The organism is Sporosarcina ureae DSM 2281 (assembly GCF_000425545.1).
Classification (GTDB): domain Bacteria; phylum Bacillota; class Bacilli; order Bacillales_A; family Planococcaceae; genus Sporosarcina; species Sporosarcina ureae.
In genome coordinates this window covers 127,323-142,550 of record NZ_AUDQ01000001.1, presented here as the reverse complement: position 1 = coordinate 142,550, position 15,228 = coordinate 127,323, and the positions used below count along the sequence as shown (strand labels likewise).

Here is a 15,228-nt window from a genome sequence, read left to right as displayed (position 1 = left end):
CTCCTTTAGCTAAGGAGTCGTTCGTAAGATTAATCTTCTTTTTTCATTTCATCTAGTACACGATTCACACGTTTTTCAAGCATTTTCATACCACTGCCGCCCGCTTGGAAGTGGCGTAACTGACCATCTTTGTCAAAGACATAATACGCAGGAACATATTGGTTTTCAAATGCATCATTTAACTTTAATTCACTATCAACGAAAATTGGTTGTGTAATATCGTGCTCAGCTGCTACGTTCTTGATTTGTTCTAGATCAACGTCATCTTCTGAACGAGGCATGTGTACAGCTACAACATTCAGTTCATCTTTGTACTGATCTCTGAAATTGTTTACATCCGGCATCGCTTCTTTGCACATGTGACAACTTACAGACCAGAAGTGGATAAGTGTCGGTTTTTCTCCAACGAGTTCCGATTTAGAAGTTTCACCATTCAACCAAGTAGTAGCACCTTGAAGTTCAGGCATTTGTTCACGTAATTTCATCAAGAATTCCTCCTAGCTAAGTGGGTATATATTATGTGATAAAAAAATCCCCACGATTAGTGTAACGCGTGGGGATGGTTGTCCAAAAATTAAAGAGTTTTTTGACCTGGACGCCAGTTTGCTGGGCAAAGACCGCCAGTTTGTAGTGCTTGTAGTACACGAAGAGTCTCGTCTACATCACGACCAATATTGTTGTGGAATACTGTCTGGTACTGAAGTTCGCCTTCAGGATTGATGATGTAAAGGCCGCGCAATGCAATACCTTCTTCTTCGATCAATACACCGTACTCACGTGAAACGGAATGGTTAGTATCTGCTGCTAGTGGGTATTTTAGTTGTTCAAGACCATTGTCTTTACGATCCGTGTTAATCCAAGCAAGGTGAGTGTGGATAGTATCAGTAGAAACACCGATTACTTCTGCATCCAAGTCTTCGAACTCATCGTAACGATCCGACATTGCAGTGATTTCAGTTGGGCATACAAAAGTGAAATCCATTGGATAGAAGAAAAGAACTGTCCATTTGTCGTTTTTCATGTTTTCTTGTAAACTAACTTTACCAAAAGATTTGTCAGCTAGTACTGCCTCCATTGTGAAATCTGGAGCTTGTTTACCTACCATGCGTTCAGCCATTATATAAAACCTCCAATTAGTCTTTCGTACAACGACATGACTGTGTTGCACAAGTCTTATCTAGAATAACAAAGTTCCAATTTAAATTCAATGCGAATGACTTGAAGATAATAACAATTATTATAAAGAGCGGTAAACCTTATATATTTAGGATCTGAGTATCTGTTTACTCAAAGTCTTGTTTGCAGTCAGAAGGTTTTACTGGGCGTGTTTGACACGTCTTGCAATTCGGATCGCAAATCATTTCTCGCCATTCATCGCAATCTTTGCAGTAACGTGCGTCAAATTCATCGCTATAATGTAATGGTTCCATGCACTCTACGCAATGAGAAGCCATCTCTTTCCACGTTCGGATTTTCTTATTGTTTACTAGAAAAATTCCTTCTAGATAATTTTCTCTTGTTGCGGGCTCGGCTTTTCGATTCCGCTTGGCATCAGAGTCCAGATAAAAAAATAAATGGTCTTCCAACTGAATCCCTCCTTAACATATCGTTTCATTCTACTATGTCATCTGCGAAAAGACAATTTTCATGACCATTTTCCTGCAGGCTGTTTTGTTATTCGACATTTTATAGATAGTTGATTTCACTATCATTTTGTGTATAATAAGTAAGTTTACAACTGTTCAGTTATGATAGGAAATAATACGTTACATAAGGAGGAAATCTATTGACTACCGAACCGATTATTCGCTTTGAGAATGTCACAAAACGCTACAATGAATCGACAACTGTTCTTGATCGTGTTTCATTTGAAATGGAACGCGGTAAGTTTTATACATTACTTGGACCTTCAGGCTGTGGGAAAACGACGATTTTACGTTTGATCGCAGGTTTTACAGAGGCGACAGATGGATCGATTTTCTTTAATGGAAAGAAAATTAACTCTGTACCCGCAAACGAACGCCAAGTGAACACGGTATTTCAAGACTACGCATTATTTCCTCATTTGAATGTTTATGAGAATGTTGCATTTGGTTTACGCATAAAAAAAGTGAAAAAGAATGAAGTGGACCGTCGTGTTAAAGAAGCGTTGAAGTTCGTCAATCTGGAAGGATACGAATCACGAGAAATCACTGAAATGTCAGGTGGGCAGCGTCAGCGCGTTGCGATTGCTAGAGCAATTATTAACGACCCTGAAGTGATTTTACTAGACGAACCATTGTCTGCGCTAGATTTGAAATTGCGTTCTGAAATGCAATATGAATTGCGCGAGCTCCAGCAGCGTCTTGGTAAAACATTTGTTTTTGTCACACATGACCAGGAAGAGGCACTTGCGATGTCCGATGAAATTTTCGTCATGAATAATGGTGAAATTCAACAGTCAGGGACACCGATCGATATTTACGATGAACCGATTAACCGTTTTGTGGCAGACTTTATTGGTGAATCAAATATGGTGTCAGGAAGAATTATTGAAGATTATCTAGTGGAATTCACTGGGAAACAGTTTGCCTGCGTAGACGGCGGGTTCTACCCCAATGAAAAGGTCGATATTGTCATTCGTCCTGAAGATTTGGAAATGACAACCTTCGAAGAAGGGAAATTAGGCGTCACCGTAGATACACAATTATTCCGAGGAGTACACTATGAGCTTTCAACGTATGACTCTGATGGTAATGAGTGGTTAGTCCATTCAACGAAACCAGCGGATGTGGGGACGTTAATCGGTTTGGATTTTGAACCGGCAGACATTCATGTTATGCGTCTGAATGAATCTGAAGCTGACTTTGATGCACGTCTGGAATCGTTTGGAGTGGCGGAAGATGAGGAATAAAAACCCGTTACGCTTTATATATGCCACACCGTATGCAGCATGGTTATTATTATTTGTACTAGCACCGATTGTTGTCATTGTGTATTATTCGTTTTTCGATCTTTCGGGTCAGTTAACTTTGGCTAACTATCGAAACTTCTTTACATCGATCTATTTCAAATTAACGATGAGTTCGTTTTGGTATGCGTTTCTCATAACGTTTTTTGCTCTATTGATCTCGTATCCGACCGCCTACTTCTTGACAAAGACGAAACATAAGCAATTATGGTTGTTACTCATTATCATACCATCATGGATTAATCTGTTGTTAAAGACGTATGCATTTATCGGGTTGATGGGGAAGTATGGACCGATTAATGCCTTTTTAGAAGCAGTTGGTATAGGTGGTCAGCAAATATTATTCACTGATTTTAGTTTCGTGTTTGTTTCTGTGTATATATTTATTCCGTTTATGATATTGCCAATCTTTAATTCCTTGGATAAAATCAATCCTACTTTACTTGATGCCTCGAAAGATTTAGGAGCAAATGCATGGGTAACGTTTAAACGAGTGATTTGGCCTATGACTACTGATGGTGTGAAATCGGGTATACAAGTTGTGTTCATTCCGGCACTATCTCTGTTTATGATTACGCGCTTAATCGCTGGTAATAAAGTAATTACACTCGGTACTGCGATTGAACAACAATTCCTCGTTACACAAAACTGGGGAATGGGTTCAACGATTGCTGTGTTTTTAATCATTTTCATGTTCTTAATTATGGTACTGACATCGGGCAAAAAAGGGGGCATCATTAAATGAGGAAACTGGGAATCTTGCCGAGAATTTATTTGGCAGCAGTCTTTGTAATTTTATATGCTCCGATTTTTTATCTCATATATTACTCTTTTAATTCAGGAGGCGGGATGTCGAATTTCGAATCCTTCACTTTAGAACATTATAAAGCGGTATTTCAGGATACGCGACTTCTAATCATTGTCTTAAATACGATCATTATCGCATTATTATCTGCACTACTATCTACCACGATTGGTGTGATTGGTGCGCTTGCCATTTATTTCATGAAAAATAAATCTGCACGTCAGACGGTATTGTCACTGAATAATATATTGATTGTTAGTCCAGATGTAATTATCGGTGCGTCATTCTTAATATTATTCACACTGATCGGGGTGAAATTGGGTTTTGCTTCGGTGTTAATTTCTCATATCGCTTTTAGTATACCGATAGTCGTCATCATGGTATTGCCAAAATTGCTAGAAATGAGTACTACATTAATAGATGCAGCACTGGATTTAGGAGCTTCACGTAAAGATATACTGACACGTGTCATACTGCCTTATATTAAGCCGGGTATTTTCGCAGGATTTTTCCTCGCGTTAACCTATTCATTGGATGACTTTGCCGTTACTTTTTTCGTAACTGGAAATGGATTCTCGACATTATCCGTGGAAATTTACTCCATGGCCCGTACAGGAATCACTTTGACAATCAATGCACTGTCCGGCTTGATCTTCTTACTCACGATGGTCCTAGTGCTAGGTTATTATATAATTGGAAATAAAGCGAAATCACCTCAGGGGGTGAAGAAATGAAAGGACTAATTAGCAGTGCGTTTGTGATCATACTCGTTTCTGGTCTCTTGTTATTCACTAATTATCAGCTCGAGCATAAGGCGGGGCGAGCAGGCAAAGATACGATTACTGTGTACAACTGGGGCGAATATATTGACCCAGATCTTCTGAAGCAATTCGAAGAGGAAGAGGGTATTAAAGTAATTTATGAAACATTTGATTCGAATGAAGGAATGATGGGGAAAATCGAACAAGGAGGAACTGCTTACGATGTGACAGTCCCTTCTGAATACGCTGTGCAGATGATGGAAGAGAAGGATCTATTACTGCCACTGGATTTCTCGAAAATCCCGAACATTAAACATATCGATCCATACTTTATGAATTTGCCGTTTGATCCAGACAATCAATATTCGATTCCATACTTCTGGGGAACTGTGGGCATCGCGTATAATGCCTCCTTATTAGAAGGTCAGACGTTTGAGAGTTGGGAAAGTTTATGGGATGCTTCATTGCGTCAAAGGCTTATTTTAGTAGATAGTGCACGTGAAGTGATTGGCGTATCATTAAATTCACTTGGCTACTCTTTGAATTCAACAAGTTTACAGGAACTAAAAGAGGCGACAGACAAGCTGGAAACGATGGGGCCCAACGTCAAAGCCGTAATAGGTGATGAAGTCACGCAATTAATGGTTAATAATGAAGCGTCCGTTGCACTGACATGGTCTGGCCAAGCGGCAGACATGATCTATGAGAACGACGACATTGACTATATCGTGCCGAAGGAAGGCTCAAATTTATGGTTTGATAATATTGTCATCCCGAGAACATCTACGAATGTTGAAGGAGCGTATAAATTCATTAATTTCATGCTTGATCCTGAAGTGGCAGCACAAAATGCAGACTACGTAGGTTATTCCACACCGAATAGTTCAGCTTTGTCGTTTATGGATGAAGAAACAACGGGTGATGAACGTTTTTATCCTGACGAAGAAGCAAGAAAAAACCTAGAGGTGTATGAAAATTTAGGCTTAGAAACACTTGGCGTGTATAATGAGTTATTCCTAAAATTTAAAATGGGATTGCGATAAGACGTATAACTATTCGCAATAGCGAGGAGTAAGTAGATGAAAAAGGAATTTGTAGTAATTGGCTTAGGACGTTTCGGAGGTAGTATTGTTAAGGAACTGATTGAACTAGAAGCAGATGTTATGGCGATTGATAAGTCAGAAGAACGCGTAGAAGAATACGCGAATATTGCCACGCAGGCTGTAGCTGTCGATACTACAGATGAAGCTGCATTACGTTCTTTAGGAATTCGGAATTTCGAACATGTGGTGATCGCAATCGGAGAAAATATTCAAGCGAGTATTTTGACTACACTGATTTTAAAGGAAATCGGTGTACAGCGAATTACAGTGAAAGCGCAAAATGACTATCATGAAAAAGTATTGCGTAAAATCGGAGCAGATCAAGTCGTTCACCCCGAGCGGGATATGGGGAAGCGAATTGCGAATAACTTAGTTTCGAATAATATACTAGATTATCTAGAGTTGTCCGATGAATACTCCATCGTGGAGATTCAGGCTAATAATCACATCGCAGGCTCTTCGCTGATCGATTTGGACATTCGTGCCAAGTACGGTGTGAATATTGTGGCGATCAAGCGTGGAACGCATATACTAGTTTCTCCACAGGCGATTGAACAGATAGAGGTTAATGACGTGTTGATTGTGATTGGTTCTGACCTGGATATTCATCGGTTTGAACGGAGGGCATTGCATTAAGCGTGGATTGTGGGAGAGCGCTGTTGATTTGTCGTGAAACACTTATTGTATATGAAAATAAACTAAATAAAAAACTGAAGACATGCTCCTAGTTTGCAGGAGTTGCCTTCAGTCTGGAGCAAGTGCTAACGTGCACTTGCTTTTTTGTATGGAATTTTTAGAGTTCCATGATGACGGGAAGGATCATAGGTTTACGCTTCGTTTTCTCGTATAAATACGGAACAAGTGTATCGATGATGTCGCCCTTCAGGTTATTGATGGAATCAGGTTTAGCAGCCAGTTTGCGCTGTAATGTTTTGGACAACATATATTGAGCTTCATTAATCATTGCGCCTGATTCACGCATATAGACGAATCCGCGTGAGATAAGGTCGGGACCGGATACTAAGCGATTCTTTTTCGTGTCAATTGTAGCTACCACGATGACCAGACCATCTTCTGAGAGAATTCGTCTGTCGCGTAGTACGACGTTACCAATATCGCCGATGCCGCTTCCGTCGATGTAAACATCACCCGACGGTACACGTCCAGCAAGCCTTGCTGTTGAGTCGGTAAGTGCGAGTACGTCACCGTTACCCATGATGAAAATATTATCTGGCTCAACATCGCAGTCTATTGCGAGTTGAGAGTGCATATTCATCATACGGTATTCACCGTGAATTGGCATGAAGTATTTCGGTTTGATTAAACGCAACATGAGCTTTTGCTCTTCCTGTGACCCGTGACCAGATGTGTGAATGTTGTTCAGTGGACCATGAATAACTTCTGCACCAGCACGGAATAGTGAGTTAATCGCTTTGTTCACGCTAAGTGTATTACCTGGAATTGGTGAAGAAGAGAAAATAACAGTATCTCCAGGTTGTATTTGAACTTGTCTATGTGTACCGTTTGCGATCCGTGATAGTGCAGCCATCGGTTCACCTTGACTACCCGTACATAAAATCATAACTTTATTCGCGGGAAGTCGGTTGAGTGATTGAGCATCGACGAATAAATCTTTCGGTGCATCAATATATCCGAGTTCACGGCCGATGGTAATTGCGTTATCCATACTACGACCGAAGACAGCGATTTTACGGCCGAAGATCTGCGCTGATTCAATCACCTGTTGCAATCTATGGATATTGGAGGCAAATGTAGCGAAAATAATCCGGCCATCTACTGTACGGAAAATATCATTTAGGCTTTCTCCGACTTTGCGTTCAGACATTGTGAAGTTAGGTACTTCTGCATTTGTACTGTCTGATAGCAAACAAAGTACACCTTCACTACCGATTTTGGCCATCTTATGCAAGTTAGCAGGTTCGCCGACAGGTGTAAAGTCGAACTTAAAGTCTCCTGTATGGACGATGTTACCGGATGGAGTTTTAACCACCACACCGAATGCGTCAGGAATACTGTGCGTAGTTCTGAAGAATGATACTGCTGTTTTACGGAATTTGATAAAATCATCTTCTTCAATTTCATGAATTTCCGTAGTTCGCAACAATCCGTGTTCTTCCAACTTATTGCGAAGTAATCCAATTGCTAGTTTTCCGCCATAGACGGGAACATTCACTTTGCGTAACAGGTAGGGAATTCCCCCGATATGGTCTTCGTGTCCATGTGTAATGAAAAGTCCTTTAATCTTATCGATATTGCGTTCAAGGTACGTGTAATCTGGAATTACATAGTCAATACCTAGCAATTCATCTTCAGGAAATTTGATTCCGGCATCAATAATGATGATTTCATCTTGGAATTGTACACAATACGTATTTTTACCGATTTCACCTAGTCCGCCTAGGGCGAAAACGGCTGTTTCATTGTTTTTAATAGATTTCATTGATTAGACCTGCTCAACGTGAAAGTCTGGGGAGGCTTGTTCATATGTTAAATGCTCGCCTTCCAGCTTTTGTACGTATTCAATCATAAGATCGCGATCTTTCAGTTGATCACGGACTTCTTTTTCTGTTTCAGCTTCTACATACAAGCTGAGTGTGTTCTCGCGGACTGGGACTTCATGTACGTTTAAATGGTAATATACTTTGAAAATCATGTTTAACTCTCCTTTTTACGTTCCTAATAATACATATCATCAATAATAGCATGCAATTTCCCTAAAATAAAGAAAAGCCCACCAATTTAGTTGGCGGGCGTAAAAGTCTAAGCAATCGTCTTTTTACCGAGCAGGCCATTAAGTCGTCTTAGCAATTTGCGTTTTAGACGTTTATACATGGCATCATCACTCCTTGACAAGACTGTAACAGAAAAACTTCGGTCTGTCAAGTTTAAGTGCTTTACTCTCTGTCAAATGCTGTGGCACCAGGGATATCTTTGTATGGAGCGTTTTCGTCAATATGATCATAGAACATAATGCCGTTCAAATGATCCAATTCGTGTTGGAAAGCAATTGCGGGCAATCCCTTTAAGCGTTTCTTGATAACGTTTCCTTCCTTATCAAGTGCTTTCACGGTAATTCTTGCATAACGGGGAACGTAACCGGGCACTTCACGATCTACTGATAAACAGCCTTCACCGGTCTCTATATAGGTTTTTTCAACGGAATGGCTAATGATCTTCGGATTAATAGCTATAAAGTTTTCCAATAGATTTTCACCGTCAGGTATATGCAGAGCAAAAATTCTTTTGGATGCATTCACTTGTGGGGCGGCCAATCCGATACCTGAACGTAAACCGTATTTTTCACCCAACTTGTCATCTTGGCTATTGACGACATACTCCAGTAGATCATCGCATAGTTGACGGTCTTCATTGCTTAGAGGAAAGCTCACCTCTTTTGCTTTTAAACGCAATGTCGGGTGACCCTCTCGGATAATATCATTCATTAAAATCATTTCTACTCTTCCTCTCGGATATATTAGATATTGTATAGTCTTTCGTAAATGGGTAGCTGATGTGTATTAAGGGTATATAATCATAAGAACCAACTTCCTATTATACAGTATAAACGAATGAGAAAAATGGTGAAAGAGAAAAGTATATAAAGCGTCAGGAGGGCATTTAATGAAGAAAATAATGTGTGTTTTGTTTATATTCCTTCTACTAAATGGTTGTTCTCGAGAATCGGAAGTAACTCAACAATTTACCGATTTACTTGTTGCAGTGAATGAAAAAGAAAAACAAGGGAACAACTTTGGAAGGAAGTTATTTGAGAAAGAGCAGAAAGAACAAGTGTTGTTCATTGAGACAATGGGACTGACTCAACAGCAATATCAGGAAGTGAAACAGCGAGTAGGCGCGTTGAAAAAGTCTGCACATGAACGAGCTTTATTGTTAGAAAAAGAGGAAAGTGCTTTACGTGAATCGAAGAAAGTGGTAGACCAAATGTCAGCATGGATCGAGCGAGTAGATTTAACTAATCAATTAGATGAAGTGGTGGAACTGTATTATGAACGTTCTGAAATACATGAAACATTCATAATGCAGTATAAAAAGCTCATAGACAGTCAGGCGCAATTATACACACAAATTGAAGATCGATCTATCCGTGAGCATGAACTGCAAAAGCATGTCAATGAAGTAAATGATTTAATTACTTCCAGTCAACAGTTACTTTCGGAATTGAATGAAGCGACTAAGGAAGTAAACAGAATAACAGCCCGCGCTTTAAAAAGTTTAAAACAGCAGTAAAGAGGAAATGTAAAGTTTAGAGTCAAAACTGTAAAAATAAGTGAAACGTATACGGTAACTTCGGAAAAAAGTCTTCAGGAATGTAGAGGGACTTGTAATTTAAAATTGCTATCCGGATGCCAAATGAAGACTTCTATGAATGCTGATTGCGTAGTGTGTGTCCCTAAAAAACATTGTTGTACCAATACAGAAACGATATTGTGTTAGTACAGTATGTTATTTGAAAAATGTAATAAAAGAGAGAAAGTCTTTGATTACAATGGTTGACCAAGCGCTCAGTTTTGCGTATACTAAAAAATATAAGAAGTTGTATTAACTTTATTTGAAAAATATATAATACAGATATGAAGGAGAGATCAAGATATGGTAGCTAAAAAAGGTAATCAGTATGATCCAGTGAAAGCGCTTCAACTGATCGAGAGCCAATTTGATATGGTGCAAATATTGAACGAAGAAGGAAAAATCGTGGATAAGGACTTAGATCCGAAACTTCCAGATGAAGAATTAGTGGAATTAATGAATCGAATGGTTTATACACGTATTCTTGACCAACGATCTATTTCATTAAACAGACAAGGACGTCTTGGATTTTATGCTCCGACAGCAGGACAAGAAGCTTCCCAGTTAGCTTCTCAATATGTGTTGGAAAAAGATGATTTTATTCTCCCGGGATATCGTGACGTACCCCAGTTATTATTCCATGGTTGGCCTTTGCACATGGCATTCCTTTGGTCAAGAGGGCATTATGCAGGAAGCGTTATTCCTGATGGACTCAATATCTTCCCGCCACAAATCATCATTGGTGCACAATATGTACAGGCAGCTGGTGTAGGATTAGGCTTTAAGAAAAAAGGGGAGAAATCAGTTGTCATTACGTACACAGGTGATGGCGGAACATCGCAAGGTGATTTCTATGAAGGATTGAACTTTGCCGGCGCATATAAAGTACCTGCTATCTTCGTCATTCAGAATAACCAATATGCAATCTCCACACATCGTGATGTACAGACGGCGGCTAAAACACTCGCTCAAAAGGGTGTAGCGGCAGGCATGCCAAGTGTACTTGTAGATGGGATGGATCCATTGGCAGTATATGTTGCGACACGTGACGCAAGAGAACGTGCAGTAAATGGAGATGGGCCAACATTAATTGAAACGATGTGTTACCGTTACGGTCCTCATACTATGGCTGGTGATGATCCAACACGCTACCGTACATCCGATATTGATGATGAATGGGAAAAACGTGACCCGATCGTTCGTTTCAGAACATATTTGGAAGCTAAAGGTATATGGTCTAAAGAACAAGAGGAAAAAGTAATTGAACGTGCGAAAGAAGAAATTAAAGAAGCGATTAAAAAAGCAGATGGACAGCCTAAACAAAAAGCAACAGACTTTATGAAAATTATGTATAAGGGCGAAATGCCGTTTAACTTACAAGAACAATTGGATGCGTATATTGAAAAGGAGTCGAAATAACCCATGGCAGAATTAACAATGATTCAAGCGATTACAGATGCACTTCGTACGGAGCTGAAAACAGACGAAAACGTATTGCTGTTCGGTGAAGACGTAGGCGCAAATGGAGGTGTCTTCCGTGCGACGGAAGGCCTTCACAAAGAATTCGGAGAAGAGCGGGTGTTTGATACACCATTAGCTGAATCTGGTATTGGTGGATTGGCGATCGGACTAGCACTTACTGGTTTCCGTCCTATTATGGAAATTCAATTCTTTGGTTTTCTATTTGAAGTAATGGATTCCGTGAGCGGACAAATTGCGAGAATGAACTTTAGAACAGGTGGACATTTTAATGCGCCAATTACGATTCGTGCGCCATTTGGTGGAGGTGTAGCGACTCCTGAAATGCACGCGGATAGCTTGGAAGGTCTTGTAGCCTCACAACCTGGTTTAACAGTAGTCATTCCGTCGACTCCGTATGACGCAAAAGGATTACTCATATCTGCGATCAAGAGTGACGATCCTGTAATTTTCTTGGAACATATGAAACTATATCGTTCATTTAGACAAGAAGTTCCTGAAGAAGAATATTCTATACCTTTAGGAAAAGCTGATGTGAAACGTGAAGGTAAAGATTTGACGATTGTCACTTACGGCGCAATGGTGCAAGAAAGCCTAAAGGCGGCCGAAGCACTTGAAAAAGAAAATTACTCAGTGGAAGTAATTGATTTACGTACGATTCAGCCTCTTGATATAGAAACAATCATTCAATCTGTTGAAAAAACGAATCGTGCAATCGTAGTACAAGAAGCACAGCGACAAGCAGGAATTGCAGCTAACGTAGTAGCTGAGATTACTGAACGTGCGATCTTGAGCCTAGAAGCTCCTGTGCTACGTGTGACAGCACCTGACACGGTATATCCATTTGCAGCGGGCGAAAATACATGGTTGCCTAATGCGAAAGACATTGCAGCGAAAGCAAGAGAAGTTCTGACATTTTAAAAACATATTGGACAAACCAGGAAGGGTGAATTACGTGACTTATGAATTTCGATTACCAGACATTGGTGAAGGTATACACGAAGGGGAGATCGTCAAGTGGTTCGTAAAACCAGGCGATGAAATCCAGGAAGATGATACATTACTAGAAGTACAAAACGATAAAGCTGTAGTAGAAATTCCATCACCAGTATCAGGTACAGTAGAAGAAATTTATGTTACTGAAGGTACTGTAGCAGTGGTTGGAGATAAATTAGTGCGCTTTGATGCACCGGATCACGGTATTCCAGATCATGAAGAGGATGAAGAAAGTGCGGACTCTTCTAAAGAAGAAGCGAGTGCAGAAAAATCTCATGAACAAGTAGGAGAAGCGCTTGGTAGCGTAGATTCCAAGAAACCTGAACAAGCATCTGAAGAACAACTACCGGCAGAAACGCAAAAAGAACAACCAGTCAAACCATCTATTAGTGAAGTGGACGAAAATCGCCGAGTCATCGCGATGCCGTCTGTTCGTAAATATGCACGTGAACAAGATGTGACGATAGCACAAGTTGCAGGTAGTGGGAAAAACGGTCGCGTGTTAAAAGAAGACATAGATTCATTTAAAGCGGGAGATCAACAGCAACCTGTTAAAGAAACGACTGATTCACAGCAAAACACGGAATCATCTTCAATTTCAGAGAAACAAGCTCCTATCTTTGAAGGTGAATTCCCAGAGACTCGTGAGAAATTATCTCCTATGCGAAAAGCTATCTCAAAAGCCATGTCGAATTCCAAGCACACGGCTGCACATGTTACATTGCTGGATGAAGTCGATGTGACTGCACTAGTTGCACATCGCAAAGAATTCAAAGCAATTGCCGCGGAGAAAGATGTGAAGTTAACATATCTTCCGTATGTAGTAAAAGCGCTCGTAGCGACACTGCGCGAGTTCCCTCAACTTAATACGTCATTGGACGATGAGACAGAAGAATTAATTCAAAAACATTATTATAATATTGGAATTGCAGCAGATACAGATCGCGGGCTAATGGTACCAGTCGTGAAAAATGCTGATCGTAAGTCAATGTTTGCTATTTCAAGTGAAGTGAATGAACTCGCCGGAAAAGCGCGAGACGGGAAACTTCAAGCTGCAGAAATGAAGGGTGCATCCTGTACAATCACGAATATTGGTTCGGCAGGTGGACAATGGTTCACGCCGATAATTAATCATCCAGAAGTAGCTATTTTAGGTATCGGAAGAATTTCTGAAAAACCTGTAGTAAAAAATGGTGAAATTGTAGCGGCACCTATGTTAGCATTATCTTTAGTATTTGATCACAGAGTGATTGATGGCGTAACGGGACAATTAGCGTTAAACTATCTTAAGGAATTAATTAGTAATCCATCACTTTTATTAATGGAGGCGTAAATCACATGGTAGTAGGAGATTTTCCAATCGAAGTTGATACACTCGTAGTAGGTTCAGGTCCAGGAGGATATGTTGCAGCAATACGCGCAGCTCAGCTTGGTCAAAAAGTTACAATCGTAGAAAAAGATACAATCGGCGGAGTTTGTTTGAACGTTGGATGTATTCCTTCTAAAGCAATGATTTCTGTTGGACATCGCTTTGTAGATGCTCAGAATGCGGACGCGATGGGAATTACTGCGAAATCTGTCGAACTCGACTTTTCTAAAGCTATGAAGTTTAAGGAAAGCGTTGTTTCTAAGTTAACTGGTGGCGTATCAGGTTTGCTTAAAGGAAATAAAGTAGAGACAGTTGCAGGCGAAGCGTATTTCGTGGACGCGAACACTGTACGCGTGATGACAGAAGACTCTGCTCAAACATATAAATTTAACAACGTTATTATCGCAACAGGTGCGCGCCCGGTTGAAATTCCTTCATTCAAATTTACTGACCGTGTAATTAATTCTACTGGCGCTCTAAACTTGAAAGAATTGCCGAAAAAGCTTGTCGTTGTTGGTGGCGGCTATATCGGTACAGAACTCGGTTCAGCTTATGCTAACCTTGGATCTGAAGTAACAATTCTTGAAGGCGCGGATGATATCCTTGCTGGTTTCGAAAAACAAATGACACAAATCGTTAAAAAAGGCTTGAAGAAAAAAGGCGTTGAAGTAGTTGTAAAAGCATCTGCTAAAGGCGTTGAAGAAACAAAAGACGGCGTCGTAGTCACATACGAAGCTAAAGGTGAAGAAGTGAAAATCGAAGCGGACTACGTTCTTGTAACAGTGGGCCGTCGTCCAAATACGGATGAAATCGGTTTGGAAGGTCTAGGCTTAAACATGACTGACCGTGGTTTGATCGAAGTGGACAAGCAGTGCCGTACGAATGTACCGAATGTATATGCAATCGGTGATATTGTAGAGGGTCCTCAGCTTGCACACAAAGCTTCTTACGAGGCGAAAGTTGCAGCAGAAGCTATTTCTGGAGAAAAATCTGAAGTAGATTATATGGCTATTCCAGCTGTATGCTTCACAGATCCCGAATTGGCAACTGTTGGCTTAAATGAAAAACAAGCAAAAGATGAAGGGTATGACGTAGTAAGCGGTAAATTCCCGTTTGCAGCAAACGGCCGTGCGCTTTCATTGGATGCTACAGAAGGTTTCGTGAAGCTTGTGGGTCGCAAAGAAGACGGGTTGTTGCTAGGCGCACAAATCGTTGGGGAGAATGCTTCTGACATGATTGCAGAACTTGGTCTAGCGATTGAAGCAGGTATGACTCTAGAAGATATATCTATGACAATCCATGCTCACCCTACACTAGGCGAGATTTCTATGGAAGCAGCAGAAGTTGCTCTTGGTAAGCCGATTCACATGATGACGAAATAAAACAGCTAGAATTGAACAACCCATGGGAATAGTTTTCTCATGGGCTTTTTTAGA

16 protein-coding genes are annotated in these 15,228 nt (G+C 40.3%); 10 read left to right on the top strand and 6 right to left on the bottom strand.

Annotated features, from left to right (window positions below; all coding sequences use genetic code 11):
- Positions 1–29: 29 nt before the first annotated feature.
- The 3 genes from H605_RS0100730 to H605_RS17125 form a co-directional block, all read right to left on the bottom strand.
- On the bottom strand, positions 30–485 hold the full coding sequence (locus tag H605_RS0100730) for a TlpA family protein disulfide reductase (protein WP_029052437.1): 456 nt from the start codon (positions 483–485) through the stop codon (positions 30–32).
- 89 nt (positions 486–574) lie between these two features.
- Positions 575–1,117 carry a peroxiredoxin gene (locus tag H605_RS0100725; RefSeq protein ID WP_029052436.1) on the bottom strand — a complete coding sequence of 181 codons (543 nt, stop codon included), beginning with the start codon at positions 1,115–1,117 and terminating at the stop codon, positions 575–577.
- Between the two features lie 166 nt (positions 1,118–1,283).
- Positions 1,284–1,586 (bottom strand): hypothetical protein, encoded by a 303-nt coding sequence (locus H605_RS17125; RefSeq protein ID WP_051210413.1) that lies wholly within the window; start codon positions 1,584–1,586, stop codon positions 1,284–1,286.
- A gap of 200 nt (positions 1,587–1,786) precedes the next feature.
- On the opposite strand from H605_RS17125, the gene H605_RS0100715 reads away from it, so the two are divergent.
- Genes H605_RS0100715 through H605_RS0100695 form a run of 5 tightly spaced genes read left to right on the top strand, consistent with a single transcriptional unit; the run spans position 1,787 to position 6,255 of the window.
- Positions 1,787–2,893 (top strand): ABC transporter ATP-binding protein, encoded by a 1,107-nt coding sequence (locus H605_RS0100715; protein ID WP_029052435.1) that lies wholly within the window; start codon positions 1,787–1,789, stop codon positions 2,891–2,893.
- On the top strand, positions 2,883–3,695 hold the full coding sequence (locus tag H605_RS0100710; protein WP_029052434.1) for an ABC transporter permease: 813 nt from the start codon (positions 2,883–2,885) through the stop codon (positions 3,693–3,695). Before H605_RS0100715 ends, H605_RS0100710 begins: the two co-directional genes overlap by 11 nt.
- Positions 3,692–4,489: an ABC transporter permease gene (locus H605_RS0100705; protein ID WP_029052433.1), complete on the top strand. Its 798-nt coding sequence runs from the start codon at positions 3,692–3,694 to the stop codon at positions 4,487–4,489. Before H605_RS0100710 ends, H605_RS0100705 begins: the two co-directional genes overlap by 4 nt.
- Complete coding sequence (locus tag H605_RS0100700) at positions 4,486–5,559, top strand: ABC transporter substrate-binding protein (protein ID WP_029052432.1); 1,074 nt, start codon at positions 4,486–4,488, stop codon at positions 5,557–5,559. Before H605_RS0100705 ends, H605_RS0100700 begins: the two co-directional genes overlap by 4 nt.
- A 36-nt stretch (positions 5,560–5,595) precedes the next feature.
- Entirely contained in the window at positions 5,596–6,255 is a 660-nt protein-coding gene (locus tag H605_RS0100695; RefSeq protein WP_029052431.1) for a potassium channel family protein, read from the top strand.
- A 157-nt stretch (positions 6,256–6,412) separates the two neighbouring features.
- Here H605_RS0100695 and rnjA read toward each other — a convergent pair whose 3' ends face one another.
- The 3 genes from rnjA to def form a co-directional block, all read right to left on the bottom strand.
- Positions 6,413–8,080 carry a ribonuclease J1 gene (gene rnjA, locus H605_RS0100690; RefSeq protein ID WP_029052430.1) on the bottom strand — a complete coding sequence of 556 codons (1,668 nt, stop codon included), beginning with the start codon at positions 8,078–8,080 and terminating at the stop codon, positions 6,413–6,415.
- A gap of 3 nt (positions 8,081–8,083) precedes the next feature.
- Positions 8,084–8,293 (bottom strand): DNA-dependent RNA polymerase subunit epsilon, encoded by a 210-nt coding sequence (locus H605_RS0100685; RefSeq protein ID WP_029052429.1) that lies wholly within the window; start codon positions 8,291–8,293, stop codon positions 8,084–8,086.
- 241 nt (positions 8,294–8,534) lie between these two features.
- A complete protein-coding gene (gene def / locus H605_RS0100680) occupies positions 8,535–9,092 on the bottom strand; it encodes a peptide deformylase (protein ID WP_029052428.1) in 558 nt (185 codons plus the stop codon).
- 169 nt (positions 9,093–9,261) lie between these two features.
- Between def and H605_RS0100675 the strand changes: the two genes are divergently transcribed.
- From H605_RS0100675 to lpdA, 5 genes are all read left to right on the top strand, one after another.
- Positions 9,262–9,888: a YkyA family protein gene (locus tag H605_RS0100675; protein ID WP_029052427.1), complete on the top strand. Its 627-nt coding sequence runs from the start codon at positions 9,262–9,264 to the stop codon at positions 9,886–9,888.
- Between the two features lie 363 nt (positions 9,889–10,251).
- Positions 10,252–11,367, top strand: a complete 1,116-nt coding sequence (gene pdhA, locus H605_RS0100670; protein ID WP_029052426.1) for a pyruvate dehydrogenase (acetyl-transferring) E1 component subunit alpha — start codon at positions 10,252–10,254, stop codon at positions 11,365–11,367.
- Positions 11,368–11,370: 3 nt separating this feature from the next.
- Complete coding sequence (locus H605_RS0100665; RefSeq protein WP_029052425.1) at positions 11,371–12,348, top strand: alpha-ketoacid dehydrogenase subunit beta; 978 nt, start codon at positions 11,371–11,373, stop codon at positions 12,346–12,348.
- Between the two features lie 34 nt (positions 12,349–12,382).
- Positions 12,383–13,756, top strand: coding sequence for a dihydrolipoamide acetyltransferase family protein (locus H605_RS0100660; RefSeq protein ID WP_029052424.1), 1,374 nt, complete (start codon positions 12,383–12,385; stop codon positions 13,754–13,756).
- Between the two features lie 5 nt (positions 13,757–13,761).
- Positions 13,762–15,174, top strand: a complete 1,413-nt coding sequence (lpdA, locus tag H605_RS0100655) for a dihydrolipoyl dehydrogenase (RefSeq protein WP_029052423.1) — start codon at positions 13,762–13,764, stop codon at positions 15,172–15,174.
- Positions 15,175–15,228: the final 54 nt, after the last annotated feature.